Here is a 17,660-nt window from a genome sequence, read left to right as displayed (position 1 = left end):
GCACAGTTGCTCCATGAGAAGCAATCAACGCCTGCCGAATGGCCCAACATCGGAACCTTGGCTGCCACACCGGGACACCACGGTGCTGCTCCTGTCTGCCTCGAGCCAACTGCAGGGTGCTGTGGGGCGCGTGAGTGCGGCAGCCGCCGTCGAACTTCTTGTGGGTCAGAGCTGGGATGAAGCGGCAGCCCGATGGGACGACATAGCGGCCGTGATGATTGACGCCGCGGCCATGGCCAATTCCGAAGTTGAGGCTGGAATTGCCGGATGGAGGGGGCCAATTGTGGTGGTCGGACTTGCCTCGGATTCGGCTCTCATGTGGCGTGAAGCGGAGAGGCTGGGCGCCGACCGGGTGGCCATCTTGCCGGATTCGGCGCCATGGCTGGCCAACTACCTCAGCTGCTTGCGCAATCCGGCGTCGGGAGCTGGTGTGGTGGGAATCGTGGGCGGATGCGGTGGGGCTGGCGCATCCACCCTAGCCACGCTCATCGCCGCTGGGGCGGTGAAGCGGGGAGTACGGACGCTCTTGATTGATGGCGACCCGTGGGGTGGGGGACTATGCGGGGCATCGTCGGCTGAGGAAGTCCCCGGCCTGCATTGGCCCGAATTGTTGCGGGCGTCCGGGGCCATCAACCCGGACCAGTTGGCGGCGTCGTTGCCGTATTTTGCGGGATTGGCGGTCTTGTCCTGGGATGCCGCTGCCCGAGCGGATAAGCAAGATGTTCCACAGAACACGCAAGCCCCTACCGCCGTGGGCGAGGTCATGCGGGCGGCTCGGGGCGCCTACGGGTTGGTGGTAGTGGATTTGGGCCGGACGCCAGATGCATTCAGATCTTTGGCGTGGCACTGCGACGGGTTGGTCGTCGTTGTGCCGGCGCGTCCACGTTCCGCAGCAGCAACTTTGCCCGTCATAGCTGCGTTGCCCCCGAAACCCGTCGTGGCCGTGGTTCGCGGGCCCCTAGGCGAAGGGCTGGACGCGGACATGCTTGCGGCCGCCGTGGGCTTGCCGCTTGCGGGCACGATGCCGCGGCTACGCGGTGCTACGGACTGGATCGAGTCCGAGCGGTGGCCGGACACGATCCGACGTCGGCCCGTGCGAAGACTTGTGGGGAACGTTTTGGGCTGGATGGCGGGGGACGAACCAAGTGCGGCCCCGGCGCAAAAGGGCGAGCTGATGAACGTTGCGGGCCGGCGATGACGGCCCAACCTCAACCGGAACATGTACCCCTTGGGCCTTGGGATGGGGCGGTGGATTCCGCGCTGCTTGATTCCGTCCGGCGTAGCGTTCTGGCTCAGGCCGGACCCGTGACGGACCTTCAGGTAGCGGCGGCTGTGCGAGAGAGCGGCCGGTTGCTGGGTGCCGCCGGTTCGTTGATTGCCATGGAGAGGATTACGGCCGAACTCAATGGACTGGGACCACTTCAGGGGCTAACGAAAGACCCTGAGGTGACTGACATCTTCGTCAATGCTCCCGACTCGGTGTGGCTTGACCGGGGATCGGGGCCTGAACGTGTGCCCGTGTGTTTCGCGAATGAGAGTGAACTGCGGGCGCTCGCCGTCAGACTGGTGGCCAGTGGAGGCAGACGGCTCGATGAAAGCAGCCCCTGCGTAGACGTGAAAATCGCTTCCGGATACCGCATCCATGCGGTGCTTCCACCGATCTCTGCCACGGGGACGTTGTTGTCCATCCGGATTAAGCACCACACGGTTCTCACTCTGGAGCAGATGGTGGCAGCCGGAGGCGTAAAACCAGCCTTCGCGCAGGTGTTGGCAGCTGTCATGGCGAGCAAACTGAACTTCTTGATCAGCGGTGCCACAGGGGCCGGTAAAACGACACTGCTCTCGGCACTGCTGGGCTTGTGCCCGGCAAGGGAGAGGCTCGTGCTTATTGAGGATGCGGCCGAGTTGGAACCCGATCACCCCCACGTGGTGACCATGGAGGCCCGGCATGAGAACGCCGAAGGCGCTGGCGCGGTAAATCTGGCGGAGCTGGTGCGACAGGCGCTACGCATGAATCCGGGCCGGCTCATTGTTGGAGAGTGCAGGGGGCAGGAGGTTCGTGAACTGCTCATGGCCCTGAATACGGGTCACAGCGGCGGTGGTGGGACTATTCATGCCAATAGCGCCGGAGACGTTCCCGCTCGATTGGCGGCTCTGGGAGCACTGGCCGCTATGTCGCCGGAAGCGGTCTTTCTGCAGGGGGCGAGTGCCCTCGACGTTGTCATTCATCTGGCACACATCAATGGGCGGCGGGTGGTCGCCGAAATCGGAGTCGCCGAGCTGTGCCGTGGCCGATTGGAAGTCATCCCGGCGCTGTCTTTGATCGGGAGGCGGTCCGGAGTGGTCCCCCTGGTTCCAACGGAAACCCCGCCTGAAATTCTTCCTATGGGGCAGGGGCCCACTGCGGAGGAAAGAATTGCTCAGGGCCCGGGATGGCCGCCGTTGGCGAGAAGACTGGGACTCGAGGGGCTGCTGGAACCGATGTCCGGTGACAGGATGCCATGAGTGCGCTGATAATTATCATCCTGTCTGGAACAGCATGCTGGCTCATGGGTTTGCAACGACCCGCAGGGCCGGTGCAGCCGCAGCCTCATGCGCTCCGAGTCCCGGTCCAGCATTACCGACGTGAGCATTCTCCAGAGGCACTCCCTCGGCTGGTCCGCCAACTAGCGTCACTACTGGCGGCAGGACGGACGGGCCCGATCCTGTGGGACGCCTTAGCCCTCGTACTGGCCGTGGAACAGGATCGCGCACGCGAACATGCCCGATCCCCTAAGAGTGAATTGTTAGGCTCCGGCAGACGACAACCCGTCCAGTGGTCCGGTGAGGGTGTGCCCATGGAAGCAACTCTTCAACTCATTCTGACGGTGCAGAGGGCCGCTTCCATGGGCCTGCCCACCGCAGCGGCCGTACGCAACGCCTGCCGCACCCTTGGAGCTGATGGTAGGGGGCTATTCGGTAGGAGAACACAACAGAGCGGATTGACAGCGGAGCAACGTCGCATGTGGCTTGATATTGCCGCATGTTTTGACGTCTGCGAGGCCAGCGGGGCTCCCGTTGCGGCCGTGTTGGAACGACTAGCAACCACTTTAGAGGCCGATCACGACGCAGCCGCCCTGCGGGAAACCGCGCTCTCAGGCCCCCGCGCCACGGTGAAGCTACTGACCTGGCTGCCGGTCCTTGGCCTAGGGCTGGGGATGTTGATGGGCGTTGATCCCATATCGGCGCTACTTGGCAGTTCCCTGGGTTGGCTGGTGTTAGCTGCCGGTGTTGGATTTGCCGTAGCTGGCAGGGCATGGTCGGCAAGCATGATCGCCAAAGCTGCGCGACCCATCGAGTGGCGAGTCAAGCGGAAGTCTACTTCCCATCAATCGGGGTGGCGCTCAGTGCTGCCGGGAAAGAACTAGTCGTGAGTGCATTTGCGGTCTTTATTCTGGCAGCGATAGCTGTCCTGAGTTTATGGGGCACAAGTAGACGAACCTACATGAGTATCAGGCCTGATTCGAGGGGATCCCCTCCGGACAGACGAGCGCGGCAATCTCCAGAGCAATTAAGGAAGTTTCCCCCTTCACGCACGTCCCCGGGAGTGGCTTCCGTGCCGTTATTGCTGGAGTTGTTGGGATCGGCCCTGGACTCGGGGATGACCGTTCAAGGCGCGTTGCGTGCGGTTGCTTACGTTGCCGAATCTGATATTCAAACTCGCTTGCTGCGGGTGGTTGCAGGGTTGGAAATTGGGGCGTCGTGGCAAAACTCATGGGAAGGCAACACGTCGCGACGAGACGTCGCTCAGATCCACGATGCCTTGAGTTTCGGGGCTCTAACGGGTGCTTCGTCGGCACCGCTGTTGTATGCAGAAGCGCTACGGTCACGCAGGGCAGCTAGTCGCAGCGCCGAGAAGCGTGCAGCAGCTTTGGGAGTCAAGCTGGTCCTGCCTCTTGGCTTGTGCTCATTGCCGGCATTTATTGCCTTGGGAATCGTGCCGGTTGTGATGGCCATGATTCCCAGCTTCTAGCCGTGAAGAAGGCGCGATCATTCATCCACAGGTACAGCCGCACCTGGAACTGTCCACCAAACGCCAAAGTGGCCTTTTGCCGGGGCTAAGAGAGGAGAAGAGTTCAACCACCAGTTACTGAGTCGGCGCTTCGCTAGGATGCGGCGGCCGAATGGAAACCACAGCAGCACACGAAATTAAGGAGTTGAAATGAACGGTAACGAAGCAGTCCGAGGAATGGCCGTTGGCAACAACGGCGCCGCTCAGGAGAACGTCAGTGAGATCTTTCTCGGGGCCAGCCAGAACCCGCCAGTGGTGAACCGGAACCCCCGGCCAACCAGGGCCCGGATTTCATGGACCAGGCAGGCATGGAATGAAAAGTCGTGGAACGGGAATCGCTGGGCAAGGAATGGGATGGAAACCGGAATGGCAACGGCGGAATACGCCATTGCAACTCTGGCCGCCGTCGGATTTGCCGGGCTATTGGTGGTGATCCTCAAGAGCGATGAAGTACGCGGGTTCTTGCTAAACATCATCCGCACCGCCTTGAGTTTCTAGTCCGCGATTTCAGGAGCTTGGAGTGTCATGGAAGCATTTGCAAGGCTGGTATGCCCGGCCACGGCGACTCGCGTTGGCGGCACAACACGACAGCTACCAGGTGAACCAGCCGGCCGCCCAACAGGAATGCGGGGTTCCGTGACCGCAGAACTGGCCGTGGTGCTACCCGCAGTAACGGCACTTCTGGCGATTCTTCTCCTTGGTGTTTCGGCAGGCGTACTCCAACTGCGACTCGAGGAAGGCGCCCGTGCTGGCGCAAGGGCGCTGGCTCGTGGAGATTCGTCCGCCCAGGTCGTGGCTATTGTGTCTCGGGTCGCCGGTGAAAAATCCTCCGTTTCCTTGGGATATTCCGATGGCTACACCACAGTCTCGGTGAGTGGTCACGCAGGCGGCGTCCTTTCGGACCTGGTCCCTTGGACTCAGACGGCACAAGCCCGCTCAAGGACAGAAACGAGAGCGGCCGGTCCGCTTGTCGGGTCAGCGCCGCTGCCCCATTTTCCTAGATCCAACTTAACGCCGGCGAAGGCCGCGCTCTGGAGATGGGTGCGGACCCCGGAATGCCCGCTCAGAACCGGGATCTGCGTTAAGAGCGCCCTGCACCGTGGAGAGACGATTCATGGATAAGCGCGAAAATGGGGCGGGAACTGTGCTGGCTATGGGGTTAGTCTTTGCCATTCTGGTGCTCATGTTGATGGTGATGGCGCTCGGCCATGCTGCCGTCGCGGCGTCCAAGGCTGCCACTGCTGCCGACCTATCCGCATTGGCTGCCGCCGATGCCTACAGGGGTCTTTCAACAGGGCCTCCGTGCCAGATCGCCGGAGATGTCGCGGCCCTCCATGGAGCATCCCTCATTGAATGCAGGCTTGCTGGCGATCAGTCCGTGCAGGTGAAAGTTTCAATCAAGACCGCGTTGCCGTGGCTATCAACGGGAATGGCCAGGGCAGGGCCGCCACCGGATACGGTCCTTCCTGGCCAGCCATGAGTGGAAATGTTAGCTGTGATACAGCATACGAATCCGAGGGGATCGTTCGCGACTATGCGCAAATCTGCGTACGTTACTTGAAAATTGCATAGAGCGGTTATCGGGGCAGGCTGCCGCTTGAGGCGTTCCTCAGTAGGAGTTTGAGAAGCAGCACGGCGCCGGCCTTGTCCAAGGGGTTGTTCTTATTTCCGCACTTCGGGGACTGCACACAGGACGGGCAACCGGACGGGCACTCACATGCCTCGATGGCCTCCATCGTTGCCCTAAGCCAAGTCCTTGCCATGTCGAACCCTCGCTCCGCAAAACCGGCACCACCAGGGTGACCGTCATAGACGAAGATTGTCGGTTGGCCCGTGTCTGCATGAATCGCCGTTGACACTCCGCCTACGTCCCACCGGTCGCTCGAGGCAACCAGCGGAAGCAAACCGATCATCGCGTGTTCGGCGGCGTGCAAGGCTCCGGGGAACTGCGGCTCCACGAGGCCCCCGCCGATCATCGTGTGGTTATCGAGGGTGAACCATACGGCCTTGGTAAACAAGTCGCGGGCCTCCAATTCCAGCGGTTCCTCGCCGAGGACTTCATTGGAAATTATTGCCTTGCGTTGGAACGAGACCACTTGAGTGCGAACCTGAACAGGCCCAAAATGCATCTCGACTGGACCCCACACCTCATGTTTAGTCGATTCCAGTACCTCAATTTGGGTGACATCCCGGGCTGTGGTGTAGAAATCGGGTGTGCCGCGGCGGACTAAGGCGCAGTGATCCGCCTCGTTGAGTTCGAGCACCACATAGCTGGTTCCCTGGTGAACGTAAACAGCACCTGTATGCGCTTGATAGTGAGACTGCGGCGAGCCCATCGTCCCGAGCAGGGTTCCGGTGTCAGCCTCAATGATGTTGATTGGCCCGCCCCCGTCCTCGCGCAAATTGACCATTGCGGCAGCGCTCTGTGGGTGGGTCCAAAACCAGCCAGCCGGGCGCTTGCGCAAATAGCCTTGGGCCACGAGTTGATCCAGCAGAGCCGGCGTGCTGGCATCAAAGATGGCCAAATCGGCGATCGTAATGGGCATCTCTGCCGCTGCGGCACAAAGATGGGGGCCTAAAACATAAGGGTTGGACGGGTCGAACACCGTGGCCTCAACGGCCTGGTCAAAAATTGCCTCGGGATGGTGGACCAGAAAAGTATCAAGCGGATCGTCACTGGCCACGAAGGTTGCCAAAGCATCTTGCCCAGCCCTGCCAGCACGGCCGATCTGCTGGAAGAAGGATGCACGGGTTCCAGGCCATCCGGCCACAAGGACTGCGTCGAGGCCGGAAATATCGATTCCCAGTTCGAGGGCAGAAGTGCTCGAGACGCCGAGCAGTTCTCCTGAACGGAGGGCTTTTTCCACTTCCCTGCGTTCCTCGGGGAGATAGCCGGAGCGGTACGCTGCGACGCGCGAAGGAAGGCTGGGATCCACGTCATCAAGGAGCCTTTTGGTCACACTGGAAATGGTTTCGGCGCCGCGGCGGGACTTGATAAAAGCAATGGTCCGCACATGAGCGGAAACAAGATTGGCCAGTAGGTCCGAGGTTTCGGCGATGGCAGTACGCCGGGATTTTGCTCCGTTCTCGCCCTTAAAGTCTGTCAGCTCCGGCTCCCACAGTGCAACGGTGGTTGCGCCGTGGGGCGAGCAGTCCTCGGTGATGGTGGTGACTGGCGCTCCGATGAGCCGGGCAAAGGAGGTGCCCGGATCGGATGACGTGGCAGAGGCCCCCATGAAGACTGGGCTTGCACCGTAGTGGGCGCAAATACGGCGCAGGCGCCGCATCAGGACCGCCACATGTGAGCCAAAAACGCCGCGGTAGCTATGGGCTTCATCGATGATGACGTACTTCAACCGTTTGAAGAAGCGAGCCCACCAAGCATGGTTGGGGAGCACCCCAAAATGCAGCATGTCCGGGTTGCATAGGATGAAATTGCTGTGATCTCTTATCCAACGCCTATCGCCCGGGGCTGTGTCACCGTCGTAGGTCGCCGCACGAAGTGTTGGGAGGTTGAGGGAATTTAGGGCAGCCAGCTGGTCAGCGGCCAGTGCCTTGGTGGGGGAGAGATACAAGGTTACGGCGCCGTCGGTTTCCAACAGCCCGGGATTTTCTGCGACCCGGAGTGCAGCCCGGTGGACTGAATCCAAGGCGGGCAGCTGATAAGCAAGTGACTTGCCCGAGGCCGTCCCCGTTGCGATGATCGTGTGTTCGCCCGCGTGCCCAGCGTTGGCGCCTTGAACTTGGTGTCGCCAAGGCTGCGAAACACCCAGAAATGAATAAGCGTTGATGAGGTCCGGGTGGACCCATTCCGGCCACGGCTCCGTGACGGCCTGCCTCGCCGGAATTCGACGCACATGCTGCAGCTGGGGAGGATTGTTTCCTCCACCCAACTGCGAGATCAGCGAATGATTGGTAGGCACTTCATCATTGTGCCACCGTGGCAGTTACAGCCTGGCCAACGCCGCCAGCCGCTCCTTCGGAACCAAGACAGTGACCGAGCTTAGATTGCGCCAGCCAAGTTTGTAGTACAGGCTCTGGCCCGCGGTGGTTGCCACGACCAGACCTGTGGTCACGGGATAGTCGAGGGCTCGTGCCGTGAGGGTTTTCATCATCAACATCCCAAATCCGCGGCGCCGGTGTGCTGCGGCCGTCTTCAAGTCATCGAAGACGGCCGTTTCTCCGTAGATGCCGACCCGTCCGCTGGCCAAGATGGACTGGCCGCGCATGATGGCGGCGGAAAAACGTGCCTGACAGGGCGATTGGCTGTGCTTTCCACCGATTTTCTTGACCACGAGGGTCAAATCTGGATCTCCCAAGAATGGGTCCTGGTTATCCTGGGTTTCCATGGCGCAGACCATGAGCTTCTCGGAGGTTGAGACCATCCCGAGGCCCCTTTGATGTGCCCACTTCACATAGCGGTGAACATCGGAGCCTATGACGCAAAGCGACCTTTGAGTGGATGTGGTCACTTCCTCGGCCAAGGCGGAAAAAACAGAGGCCGTTGGGTCGCAGGTGAAATACTCCCAATCACCGCTGCGGTCCAGAGAGAGGGCCGCAACAAAACCCGGCCCGGAGCGGCTTTGGTAGCTACGCAGCGCACTCCAGCCGGTGAACCATTCAGTCGCCTGGTGCGCAAGCTCCTTGGAACCACCCGTCATGCCTCCAGCCTATGCCCACGGGGTATGGGCGAGCATAAATGCGGGGCCGTTTGGTGGCACAAAGTAGGCTTTAAGACGTGTCGATGAACAAAATTGTGCTCTTTTACGGCTTTACCCCTCTCAGTGACCCCGAAGCTATTAAGCTCTGGCAGCGTGCGCTGTGTGAAAAACTCAGCCTCAAGGGGCGCATTCTCATCTCCAAGGACGGTATTAACGCAACGGTCGGCGGAGATATCAAAGACCTCAAGCAGTACCTAAAAACCACCCGTGAATACCCTGGCTTCAAAAACATGGACATCAAGTGGTCCGACGGAACCGGCAACGACTTCCCCCGGCTAAGCGTAAAAGCGCGCGAAGAAATCGTCAGTTTTGGTGCACCAGGTGAACTCAAGGTCGATGAGAACGGCGTGGTTGGCGGCGGTACGCACCTCAAGCCTGAAGAACTGCACGAACTAGTGGCCGAGAAAGAATCCAAGGGCGAGGAAGTAGTCTTCTTCGACGGCCGCAACGCCTTCGAAGCCCAGATCGGCAAATTCAAGAACGCCATCGTCCCCGACGTCGACACCACCCACGACTTCATCAAGGAACTGGACTCCGGCAAGTATGACGACCTCAAAGACAAGCCCGTCGTCACTTACTGCACCGGCGGCATCCGTTGCGAGGTTCTCAGCTCACTGATGGTCAACCGCGGGTTTAAGGAGGTCTACCAGATGGACGGCGGGATCGTCCGGTACGGGGAGACCTTCAAGGACAAGGGCCTGTGGGAGGGCTCCCTCTACGTGTTCGACAAGCGCATGCACATGGAATTCAGCGACGAAGCCAAAGAAGTGGGCCATTGCATCCGTTGCAACAAGCCAAGCAACAAGTTCGAGAATTGCTCGAACCCCAGCTGCCGCAACCTCAACCTGTACTGCACCGACTGTGCCTCGGATCCGTCAACCCTGCAGTGCCCGCAAGGCTGTACTGACTAAGCCCTACACCGCGATCAACTCCAGGTTGGGGCCCTCGTGAAGGGCTTTGTAGACCCGGTTTCGCACCACGTTGGCTTCCGCCGACGTCAGCGTTCGCTCCAACGATTGCAACGTTAAACGCACCAGGACATTGGCCTGTCCCGGCACTATGCCTAGGCGGGCCACAGCTCCGGACGGAAGCTTGGCGACAGGCGTAACGGCGAGTACCTCCACACCCGCCAGTACCTCGGCGTCGGGGCCCAATGCGGAACGGGCAGCATCCCCCAAGACCTCAGGATCGACGTCGTCCGCGCAGACAAGGGACAAGTCCCTATGGACGGGCGGCATGGCCGAGACCGCACTGTACGGTGACAAGTCCGTCATTTGGGCGGAAACGTCCGGATCGGCCGAGCGCAATAGCCGGATATCGTCAATCCCTTTGCGCAGCATCAGGGCCCTGTCCAGTCCCATGCCCAGAGCCAGCCCACCCCAACGGCGTGGGTCCAGTTCGGAAGCGCGAAGCACTGTGGCGGCCACGAGCCCCGCCTCAGCCAGCTCCAACCATTCCCCGCGAACCTGAACATCGAGTTGCACCCCGGCAGTGGTGTACGGGTGGGGACTGGAAATGGTCCGCCACCGGGCGCCCGGCAGGACGGCCTCCACAACGGCGCCTAGCATCCCCATCAGATCCGGCACGCCCAGCAGTCCACGCGAACGCAGCCGCCACAGATCTACTTGATGTGGCGTGCCCACATGAGTCCGGTCCACGGCGTCGCGGCGGTAGACCAGCCCGGGCAGCACATGAAGGGTGTCGTACCGACCCAGCTCCGGCCGCAACGAATCCAACACGGCAGGCATGCCCGCGGACGTGTGGCTGCGCAGCATGACCGTGGGACTGACGTGGCGGGAATAGCGCGAATCGCGGGTGACGTCCGTGGGGCTGAATCCCAGCCGGTCGTAATTGTCGCGAACGGAGACAAGGGGACTGGGCCGGTGCTCAGCAACGGGCACGTCCCAGAGTGTGGTCAGGGCGTCGGTGACGGAGGTCAGCATGGCTGCCATGGCGTGTCCGGAAGCAGCTTCGCTTAGGTCCGGGATGGAGAGAGCGGATTGCAAAGCGGTGTGCGAAAGATAGGTGTGCATGGGTGAGTCCTTTGATGTCCGGGAGGCGATGGGTGGGAACCCCTCAGCCGCTGCCGGATGGACTCAGCGCGTCAGCGAAGCAGCCCAAGCGGCCAATGACGGCCGAGGGCTGATAAATCGCTGACTAGTCTGCATGCATCAATCGTACGCCAGCCGGGACCGCCACAACTCGATAGGCTGTTCCAATGACTGATTTCGCCACCGTTCCCGACGCCCCGCGCAGTGACAACTTGGATCTCCTGGCCACTTTGGCTGCAGACCTCACTGCTATCAACTACACGGTCGACGGCGTGGCGGAGCTCCTCGGTGACGACGCCAACCAGGCGCTGGCCCGGGACCAGACCGTGCCGGCAACGTTGGTGCTGCGCAATGACCAGGACGCGTTGGCAACTGTGGTCAAACTTTGGCTGCTCGCAAGCGATGTACCGGCGGACCTCCTGGCCCAGGCGTTGCCGGGCGCAAGGGTTGAAACCTTGGCGCACCTTGGACTGATCGAACCTGCTCCGGAGTCCGGCATGGTTCGTGCCGCCGTGGACCTTCGCCCCTATGGCTGGCCCGCCGCCCACGAAGGTGAAAAGGACATTAATCTGTGGGTGTCCAGCGACCTCGGCGCTCACCAGCGCCCGGGTGTGCTGCGCAAGGACCACGTTCTGGGGATTGGCCAAGCCTCCCTGACACTCGCACAGGGCACCATCCGCCGCGATGTGGAGCACGCCCTTGATCTGGGGACCGGCTGTGGCATCCAATTGTTCCACCTCCTGCACCACGCCAAAACGGTTGTTGCCACAGACATTTCGGAGCGGGCGCTGGCCTTCACCCGCTTCAACCTGACACTGAACGCCCCTCAGTTGGGGCTGACCGACGCCGATTTCGATAAAAACAATCCCCAAGCTCGCGTCTCCCTGCGGCTAGGCAGTCTGCTGGAACCGGTAGCCGGGGAGTCTTTTGACCTGGTGGTCTCCAACCCGCCCTTCGTCATCACCCCGCGCCATCGCGGCGAACAAAGCAGTGACCAATTCACCTACCGCGACGGCGGCATGGCCGGGGACGCCATCGTGGCAACGCTGGTGCGAGAGCTGCCCAGCATCCTGAAGCCTGGCGGCACAGCCAAGATGCTGGGTAACTGGGAAGTCACAAAAGACAGCACGGTCGACGCCGAGAACCAGGCCCAGTGGCATGCTCGCCCCGCCCAGTGGCTGGCTGCAGGGACCGAAGCCTGGTTCATTCAGCGCGAGCAGGTTTCCCCTGGGGGCTATGCCGAAACATGGCTGCAAGATGCCTCACAGGGCCGCGATTCAGCCGCCTACATCGACGCCTATGAGGACTACCTGCTCGATTTTGCCTCCCGCAACGTGGTGGGAATCGGCTTTGGCTACATCCTGCTGCGCCGCCCCGCCGTGGGAGAGGAACCCAGTGAGCCGCGCTTTGAGGAAATCCTGTACCCCATTGAACAGCCTGTGGGGCCGCATCTGGCCGATGCCTTGGACCGATTGCAGTGGCTGAAGCAACGTCCCAACATCGCTGATGAGCACCTGCTATCCGCTTCTGACGTCACCGAGGAGCGCCACCAAAAGCCCGGAGCCGAACACCCGGGTGTGATTCTGCTCCGCCAAGGGGCAGGGCTGCGGCGTACAAACCTGTTGAGTACTGAGCTGGCAGGCTTTGTTTCGGCGTCCGACGGCGACCTCACCGCTGGACAGATCATCGGCGCCTTGGCCGTGTTGCTCGAGCGGGACGACCCTGAATTCGTTGACGCTCTAAGTAGTGACGTTCGCAACCTCGTCCGGGATGGATTCCTCATCCCGGCCGCCTTAGAAGACGGTTCCATGGCCGGAGAAGCTCAATAATTTGCCCAAACAGGCCTCCGTGGGCGCATAGTTGTTTGAACCCAGTTTCTCAAGCAATACGCGTTCACGGTAAAAATATGGTGAACTAGGCTCTTGGAGACGCCGTTCGTCCCACTTTCATTCCCTGTAGGAGTACCGTGCCCAGCAAGGCAGCAGCCAGCAAGCCAAAGACCGGCAAAAAGCTCGTTATTGTAGAGTCCCCGGCCAAGAGCAAGACCATCGCCAAGTACCTTGGTGAAGGTTTCGTCGTGGAAGCCTCCATTGGGCACATCCGTGACCTGCCGCAGCCTTCCGAGCTGCCCGCGGAGCTGAAGAAGTCCTCGATCGGCAAGTTCGCCGTCGACCTGGAGAACGATTTCAAGCCGTACTACGTGGTCTCCTCCGACAAGAAGAAAAAGGTGGCAGAGCTCAAGGCGCAGCTCAAGGACGCCGACGAACTCTACCTCGCAACCGATGGGGATCGCGAGGGCGAAGCCATCGCCTGGCACCTGCTCGAGGTGCTCAAGCCCAAGGTGCCCGTGCACCGCATGACCTTTGCCGAAATCACCAAGGAATCCTTGCAGCGTGCCTTGGGTAACCTGCGCGAACTGGATACGGATCTGGTTGATGCGCAGGAAACCCGCCGTGTGGTTGACCGGCTCTTCGGCTACGAGCTGTCCCCGGTCCTTTGGCGCAAGGTTGCGCCCAAGCTTTCCGCCGGACGCGTGCAGTCAGTAGTCACCCGAATGGTGGTTGAGCGCGAACGTGAGCGCATGGCCTTCCGCTCGGCCAGCTACTGGGACCTGAATGGCACGTTCAGCCCCGAAACGGGCGAGTCCTTCAGCGCCAAGCTCGCCGCGGTGGACGGCAAGCGCGTAGCGTCCGGTCGGGATTTCAACGACAAGGGTGAACTGACCGGCAAGAACGTTGCGCACCTGGACGAGGTTGCCGTACGCGCGCTCGCCTCGGCCCTGCAGGATGTGGCGTTCTCCGTCCGCTCGGTTGAGCACAAGCCCTACACGCGCCGCCCTGCCCCGCCGTTCACGACGTCGACCCTCCAGCAGGAAGCCGGCCGAAAGCTGCGCTTCTCCTCCAAATCGACCATGTCGACCGCTCAGCGTCTGTACGAAAACGGTTACATCACATATATGCGTACCGATTCATCCTCGCTGAGTGATGAGGCCGTCAACGCTGCCCGGCGCCAGGCCTCGGAGCTGTACGGTCCCGAGTTTGTGCCCGCGGCCAAGCGCGTTTACGCCAATAAGAGCTCCAACGCGCAGGAAGCCCACGAGGCCATCCGCCCCGCCGGTGACTCCTTCCGTACCCCGGCCCAGGTGGCCAGTGCACTGCGTGGCGATGAATTCAAGCTGTACGAGCTGATCTGGAAGCGAACAGTTGCCTCCCAGATGGCTGATGCCAAGGGTTCCACGGCGACCATCAAGTTGGGTGCCACGGCAGCCGGTGGTGAAGCCAATGGCACGGACGCGGAATTCTCGGCCTCCGGTACCGTCATTACCTTCCGCGGCTTCCTGGCCGCCTATGAGGAAGGCCGTGACGAGTCTCGGAACGACTCCGATGATTCGGATCGCCGCCTGCCCAACGTCAAGGAAAAGGACGCCCTGAGCGCAACGGATGTCCAGGCCAATGGCCACGACACCTCACCGCCGCCGCGTTTCACCGAAGCGTCCTTGACCAAGGAAATGGAAGAGCGGGACATTGGCCGCCCCTCCACCTACGCTTCTACCCTGTCCACGATCATGGACCGCGGATACGTGCGCAAGCAGGGTTCGGCGCTGGTTCCGAGCTGGATTGCGTTCTCAGTGGTTCGCCTGCTGGAACTGCACTTCACCGACTATGTGGACTATGAGTTCACGGCCGGTATGGAAACAGGCTTGGATAAGATCGCAAACGGCCAGGACAAGGGATCTGACTGGCTCAAGCGCTTCTACTTTGGCGATGGCGACGATGCTGGTCTGCAAAGCATCGTGAACAACCTCGGTGAGATTGATGCACGCGAAATCAACTCCATGCCCATCACCGACACCTTGGTGTTGCGCGTAGGCAAGTTTGGGCCGTATCTGGAGAGCACGGTTCCCACCGTGGATCCCAAGACCGGCGAGATCATTGAGGCGGCCCGCGCCAATGTGCCAGAAGACCTGGCTCCGGACGAGCTCACACCAGCCAAGGCTCAAGAGCTCATGGACACGGCTGCTCCCGAGGAGCGCGTGCTCGGTGTTGACCCCGAATCGGGGCACACAGTGGTGGCCAAGAACGGCCGCTACGGCCCGTACGTCACGGAGGTCATCCCCGAGATGACGGCCGAGGAAATTGCCAACCAGCCGGTCGAGTACTACAAGAACGGCAAGCCCAAGCCGCCGAAGAAGCCCGTCAAGGCCAAGCCGCGCACAGGCTCGCTGTTCAAGGCGATGAGCGTTGACACCGTCACCCTGGACGAAGCCCTGGCCATCATGAGCCTGCCGCGGGTTCTGGGTGCGGATGCCGAAGGCAATGAGATCACGGTTCAGAACGGTCGCTTTGGCCCGTACCTGAAGAAGGGCTCAGACTCACGTTCCATTGGAACCGAGGAAGAAATCTTCACCATCACCCTCGAGGCGGCTTTGGAGATTTACTCCCAGCCCAAGCAGCGTGGTGCCCGCGCTGCGGTGCCTCCGCTGGCTGAATTTGGTGAGGACCCCGTCTCTGGCAAGAACATTGTGGTGAAGGAAGGGCGTTTTGGCCCCTACATCACCGATGGCATAACGAACATTACGGTTCCTCGCGGGACTGAAGTGGAACAGCTGACCCGGGAAACCGCCGTCGAGCTTCTGGCGGACAAGCGCGAGCGAGGCCCCGTCAAGCGGACGGCCAAGGCGCCCGCGAAGAAGCCAGCAGCGAAGGCCCCGGCCAAGAAAAAGGCTGCTGCCAAGAAATAGTGCGGCATTTCTGAATCGCCCATCCGGGAAGAGGTGTGGCTGCCGCGGCATTGTCCGCGGCAGCTCTGATGTCCCTGCTGGGCGCCGCATTGGCACTAACTAATCGCCGCCGGGCGGGCATGCGCAAGCAAGGCCAGCGAAGGCAGCGATTGCGTCTAAAGGCCACTCGGGTGACCAAGCATATGGAAAGTGCTCCGTCACCTGAGTGGCCTTTCGCGTGTAATGGCATGAAGGGACAATAATGGGCGTATGAGATTAGGCGTCCTCGACATCGGTTCCAACACTGTCCACCTGTTGCTCGTTGACGCGCGCCCTGGGGCCAACCCGGTGCCCTACGCCTCACACAAACGTCCCTTGAGCTTGGTGAAGTACCTGGACGCCGAAGGCAATATTACCGATGAAGGCCAGCACGAGCTGATCGAATTCATCCTTGAGGCGTGGGAATTTGCCGCAAAGCACAAGGCCAAGGATCTTCTGGCGTTTTGTACCTCCGCTATTCGCGAGTCAACCAACGGCGCCGCCGTTCTGGCCCGGGTGCAGCATGAAACCACCGTCCGCCTGACCGAACTCACGGGCGAAGAAGAGTCCGCGATGACCTTTTTCGCCGTGCGACGTTGGCACGGGTGGGGCGCCGGAACCATCTTGAACCTTGACATTGGTGGCGGCTCCTTTGAAATCTCCCAGGGCAGCAACGAGCTCCCCGAGCAAGCGCACTCCGTGCCGCTGGGCGCGGGCCGGTTGACTCGCGAATGGCTCGCCGAAGATCCGCCCACGGCCAAGAGCATCAAGCGACTGCGCAAGCACATCAAGGAAACCCTGCGCGAACCCATCGCCGCCACCCAAACCCTCGGCACACCCAACATTGTCACCGGCTCATCCAAAACCTTCCGGGCGCTGGCGCGCATTACGGGAGCTGCGCCGTCGTCCATGGGGCCTTATGTGCGCCGGGAACTGCACCTGAGTGATTTGGGGCTGTGGTCTCAGCGGCTGTCGGCGATGTCGTCGGCGGACAGGCTGCATCTCCCTGGTGTCTCGGCCGCCCGCGCCCAACAGGTGCTTGCTGGCGCGCTCGTGGCTCAGACGGCGTTGGAAATGTTCAAGGTGACAACCATGCAGATCAGCCCTTGGGCGCTGCGTGAGGGACTGATCTTGCGGCGCCTTGATCAGCTTGTCTTTGACGGCCCGCTCGATCCGCCAGCCCATGTGGGCAAGTTGCGCAACTCGGACACGAAGTAGGTGGAGATGACGGACCAGCCCATGAATTCCGCTGACACCGGCGCTCAAAATGGCCAAGGACGGCACATTCCCGTGGCACTTTCCACGGCGTCGGTCTATCCGTTGTCGGTGCACGACGGGTTCGCGATCGCTGCGGATTTGGGGTACGACGGCGTCGAGGTGCTGGTAACGCACAACGGCGACAGCCAGGATGCGTCTGCCTTGATGCGGTTGGCTGAGCGTTACGATCAGCCCATCCTTGCCATCCATGCACCCACGCTGTTGCTGACCCAGCAGGTGTGGGGGAGTGCATGGAACAAGGTCCAGCGGTCTGCCCAGATGGCTGTGGACGTGGGCGCCGACGTGGTGGTGGTACACCCGCCCTTCCGCTGGCAGAACGATTACGCCGAGACTTTCGCCCACGGCGTCCGCGATATTGCCGACGCTTTTGGTGTGCGCATTGCTGTTGAAAACATGTACCCGTGGCGGGTGCGGGGCCGTGAAGCTCTGGCGTATCTGCCTCACTGGGATCCGGTTCCGCAGGACTACAGCGATGTCACTTGGGACTTTTCACATGCCGCATCCGCCGGGGCCTCCAGCCTGGACGCTGCCAAGGCGTTGGGATCCCGGTTGCGCCACATCCACCTGACAGATGGCGTTTCTCCATCCACCAAGGACCAGCATCTGATCCCGGGCCATGGAACGCAGGAATGCGCCGAGGTTCTGCAACACATTGCCAACAACGGTTTCGACGGCGCAGTGGTTGCGGAGATTTCCACCCGCAAGGCCAAGGGCGCCGGCCAACGCGAAGAATGGTTGGCCGAAACCTTGGAATTCGCTCGGGTGCATCTGGGACAGACGGGCGCCTAGCCGCAAAGTTG

The 17,660-nt window shown here is 61.2% G+C and carries 15 protein-coding genes; 12 read left to right on the top strand and 3 right to left on the bottom strand.

Annotated elements, in window-relative coordinates; translation table 11 throughout:
- Positions 1 to 13: 13 nt before the first annotated feature.
- The 7 genes from ssd to BLV41_RS14415 all read left to right on the top strand — a co-directional run bounded on the left by ssd (position 14) and on the right by BLV41_RS14415 (position 5,531).
- Positions 14 to 1,198, top strand: coding sequence for a septum site-determining protein Ssd (ssd, locus tag BLV41_RS14440; RefSeq protein WP_083360794.1), 1,185 nt, complete (start codon positions 14 to 16; stop codon positions 1,196 to 1,198).
- Positions 1,195 to 2,505: a TadA family conjugal transfer-associated ATPase gene (locus BLV41_RS14435; RefSeq protein ID WP_074712256.1), complete on the top strand. Its 1,311-nt coding sequence runs from the start codon at positions 1,195 to 1,197 to the stop codon at positions 2,503 to 2,505. The genes ssd and BLV41_RS14435 overlap by 4 nt, the downstream gene beginning before the upstream one ends.
- Positions 2,506 to 3,002: 497 nt before the next feature.
- Complete coding sequence (locus tag BLV41_RS21720; RefSeq protein ID WP_074712255.1) at positions 3,003 to 3,407, top strand: type II secretion system F family protein; 405 nt, start codon at positions 3,003 to 3,005, stop codon at positions 3,405 to 3,407.
- Between the two features lie 188 nt (positions 3,408 to 3,595).
- Positions 3,596 to 4,012 carry a type II secretion system F family protein gene (locus BLV41_RS14425; protein ID WP_244516920.1) on the top strand — a complete coding sequence of 139 codons (417 nt, stop codon included), beginning with the start codon at positions 3,596 to 3,598 and terminating at the stop codon, positions 4,010 to 4,012.
- 189 nt (positions 4,013 to 4,201) lie between these two features.
- Positions 4,202 to 4,549, top strand: coding sequence for a DUF4244 domain-containing protein (locus tag BLV41_RS22580; RefSeq protein ID WP_244516918.1), 348 nt, complete (start codon positions 4,202 to 4,204; stop codon positions 4,547 to 4,549).
- Positions 4,550 to 4,576: 27 nt separating this feature from the next.
- Positions 4,577 to 5,173, top strand: a complete 597-nt coding sequence (locus tag BLV41_RS22810; protein WP_342028202.1) for a TadE family type IV pilus minor pilin — start codon at positions 4,577 to 4,579, stop codon at positions 5,171 to 5,173.
- Entirely contained in the window at positions 5,166 to 5,531 is a 366-nt protein-coding gene (locus tag BLV41_RS14415; RefSeq protein WP_074712253.1) for an Rv3654c family TadE-like protein, read from the top strand. Before BLV41_RS22810 ends, BLV41_RS14415 begins: the two co-directional genes overlap by 8 nt.
- A 97-nt stretch (positions 5,532 to 5,628) precedes the next feature.
- On the opposite strand, the gene BLV41_RS14410 is transcribed toward BLV41_RS14415, so the two are convergent.
- Positions 5,629 to 7,974 carry a DEAD/DEAH box helicase gene (locus BLV41_RS14410; protein ID WP_074712252.1) on the bottom strand — a complete coding sequence of 782 codons (2,346 nt, stop codon included), beginning with the start codon at positions 7,972 to 7,974 and terminating at the stop codon, positions 5,629 to 5,631.
- 24 nt (positions 7,975 to 7,998) lie between these two features.
- A complete protein-coding gene (locus BLV41_RS14405; protein ID WP_074712251.1) occupies positions 7,999 to 8,712 on the bottom strand; it encodes a GNAT family N-acetyltransferase in 714 nt (237 codons plus the stop codon).
- Between the two features lie 77 nt (positions 8,713 to 8,789).
- Here BLV41_RS14405 and trhO point away from each other — a divergent pair, with 77 nt between their 5' ends.
- Positions 8,790 to 9,683 (top strand): oxygen-dependent tRNA uridine(34) hydroxylase TrhO, encoded by an 894-nt coding sequence (trhO, locus tag BLV41_RS14400; RefSeq protein WP_044577408.1) that lies wholly within the window; start codon positions 8,790 to 8,792, stop codon positions 9,681 to 9,683.
- A 3-nt stretch (positions 9,684 to 9,686) separates the two neighbouring features.
- Here trhO and srmL read toward each other — a convergent pair whose 3' ends face one another.
- On the bottom strand, positions 9,687 to 10,805 hold the full coding sequence (gene srmL / locus BLV41_RS14395; protein ID WP_074712250.1) for a PheS-related mystery ligase SrmL: 1,119 nt from the start codon (positions 10,803 to 10,805) through the stop codon (positions 9,687 to 9,689).
- A gap of 185 nt (positions 10,806 to 10,990) precedes the next feature.
- Here srmL and BLV41_RS14390 point away from each other — a divergent pair, with 185 nt between their 5' ends.
- The 4 genes from BLV41_RS14390 to BLV41_RS14375 all read left to right on the top strand — a co-directional run bounded on the left by BLV41_RS14390 (position 10,991) and on the right by BLV41_RS14375 (position 17,649).
- Complete coding sequence (locus BLV41_RS14390; protein WP_074712249.1) at positions 10,991 to 12,652, top strand: DUF7059 domain-containing protein; 1,662 nt, start codon at positions 10,991 to 10,993, stop codon at positions 12,650 to 12,652.
- A gap of 137 nt (positions 12,653 to 12,789) precedes the next feature.
- Positions 12,790 to 15,564 carry a type I DNA topoisomerase gene (gene topA / locus BLV41_RS14385; RefSeq protein WP_074712248.1) on the top strand — a complete coding sequence of 925 codons (2,775 nt, stop codon included), beginning with the start codon at positions 12,790 to 12,792 and terminating at the stop codon, positions 15,562 to 15,564.
- A gap of 249 nt (positions 15,565 to 15,813) precedes the next feature.
- Complete coding sequence (locus tag BLV41_RS14380; protein ID WP_044577394.1) at positions 15,814 to 16,800, top strand: Ppx/GppA family phosphatase; 987 nt, start codon at positions 15,814 to 15,816, stop codon at positions 16,798 to 16,800.
- Between the two features lie 21 nt (positions 16,801 to 16,821).
- Positions 16,822 to 17,649, top strand: a complete 828-nt coding sequence (locus tag BLV41_RS14375; RefSeq protein ID WP_044577391.1) for a sugar phosphate isomerase/epimerase family protein — start codon at positions 16,822 to 16,824, stop codon at positions 17,647 to 17,649.
- Positions 17,650 to 17,660 lie beyond the last annotated feature (11 nt).

Origin of the sequence: Arthrobacter alpinus, assembly GCF_900105965.1 — a bacterium.
Lineage (GTDB): Bacteria > Actinomycetota > Actinomycetes > Actinomycetales > Micrococcaceae > Specibacter > Specibacter alpinus.
The sequence above is the reverse complement of the archived record's forward strand: the minus strand, read 5'-3'. Positions and strand labels throughout refer to the sequence as shown.

What these genes read in the sequence shown, in the direction of transcription:
- ssd (WP_083360794.1), top strand. Translation starts at nt 14, where the DNA reads ATGAGAAGCAATCAACGCCTGCCGAATGGCCCAACATCGGAACCTTGG.
- BLV41_RS14435 (WP_074712256.1), top strand. Translation starts at nt 1,195, where the DNA reads ATGACGGCCCAACCTCAACCGGAACATGTACCCCTTGGGCCTTGGGAT.
- BLV41_RS21720 (WP_074712255.1), top strand. Translation starts at nt 3,003, where the DNA reads ATGTGGCTTGATATTGCCGCATGTTTTGACGTCTGCGAGGCCAGCGGG.
- BLV41_RS22580 (WP_244516918.1), top strand. Translation starts at nt 4,202, where the DNA reads ATGAACGGTAACGAAGCAGTCCGAGGAATGGCCGTTGGCAACAACGGC.
- BLV41_RS22810 (WP_342028202.1), top strand. Translation starts at nt 4,577, where the DNA reads ATGGAAGCATTTGCAAGGCTGGTATGCCCGGCCACGGCGACTCGCGTT.
- BLV41_RS14415 (WP_074712253.1), top strand. Translation starts at nt 5,166, where the DNA reads ATGGATAAGCGCGAAAATGGGGCGGGAACTGTGCTGGCTATGGGGTTA.
- BLV41_RS14405 (WP_074712251.1), bottom strand. Translation starts at nt 8,712, where the DNA reads ATGACGGGTGGTTCCAAGGAGCTTGCGCACCAGGCGACTGAATGGTTC.
- srmL (WP_074712250.1), bottom strand. Translation starts at nt 10,805, where the DNA reads ATGCACACCTATCTTTCGCACACCGCTTTGCAATCCGCTCTCTCCATC.
- BLV41_RS14390 (WP_074712249.1), top strand. Translation starts at nt 10,991, where the DNA reads ATGACTGATTTCGCCACCGTTCCCGACGCCCCGCGCAGTGACAACTTG.
- BLV41_RS14380 (WP_044577394.1), top strand. Translation starts at nt 15,814, where the DNA reads ATGAGATTAGGCGTCCTCGACATCGGTTCCAACACTGTCCACCTGTTG.
- BLV41_RS14375 (WP_044577391.1), top strand. Translation starts at nt 16,822, where the DNA reads ATGAATTCCGCTGACACCGGCGCTCAAAATGGCCAAGGACGGCACATT.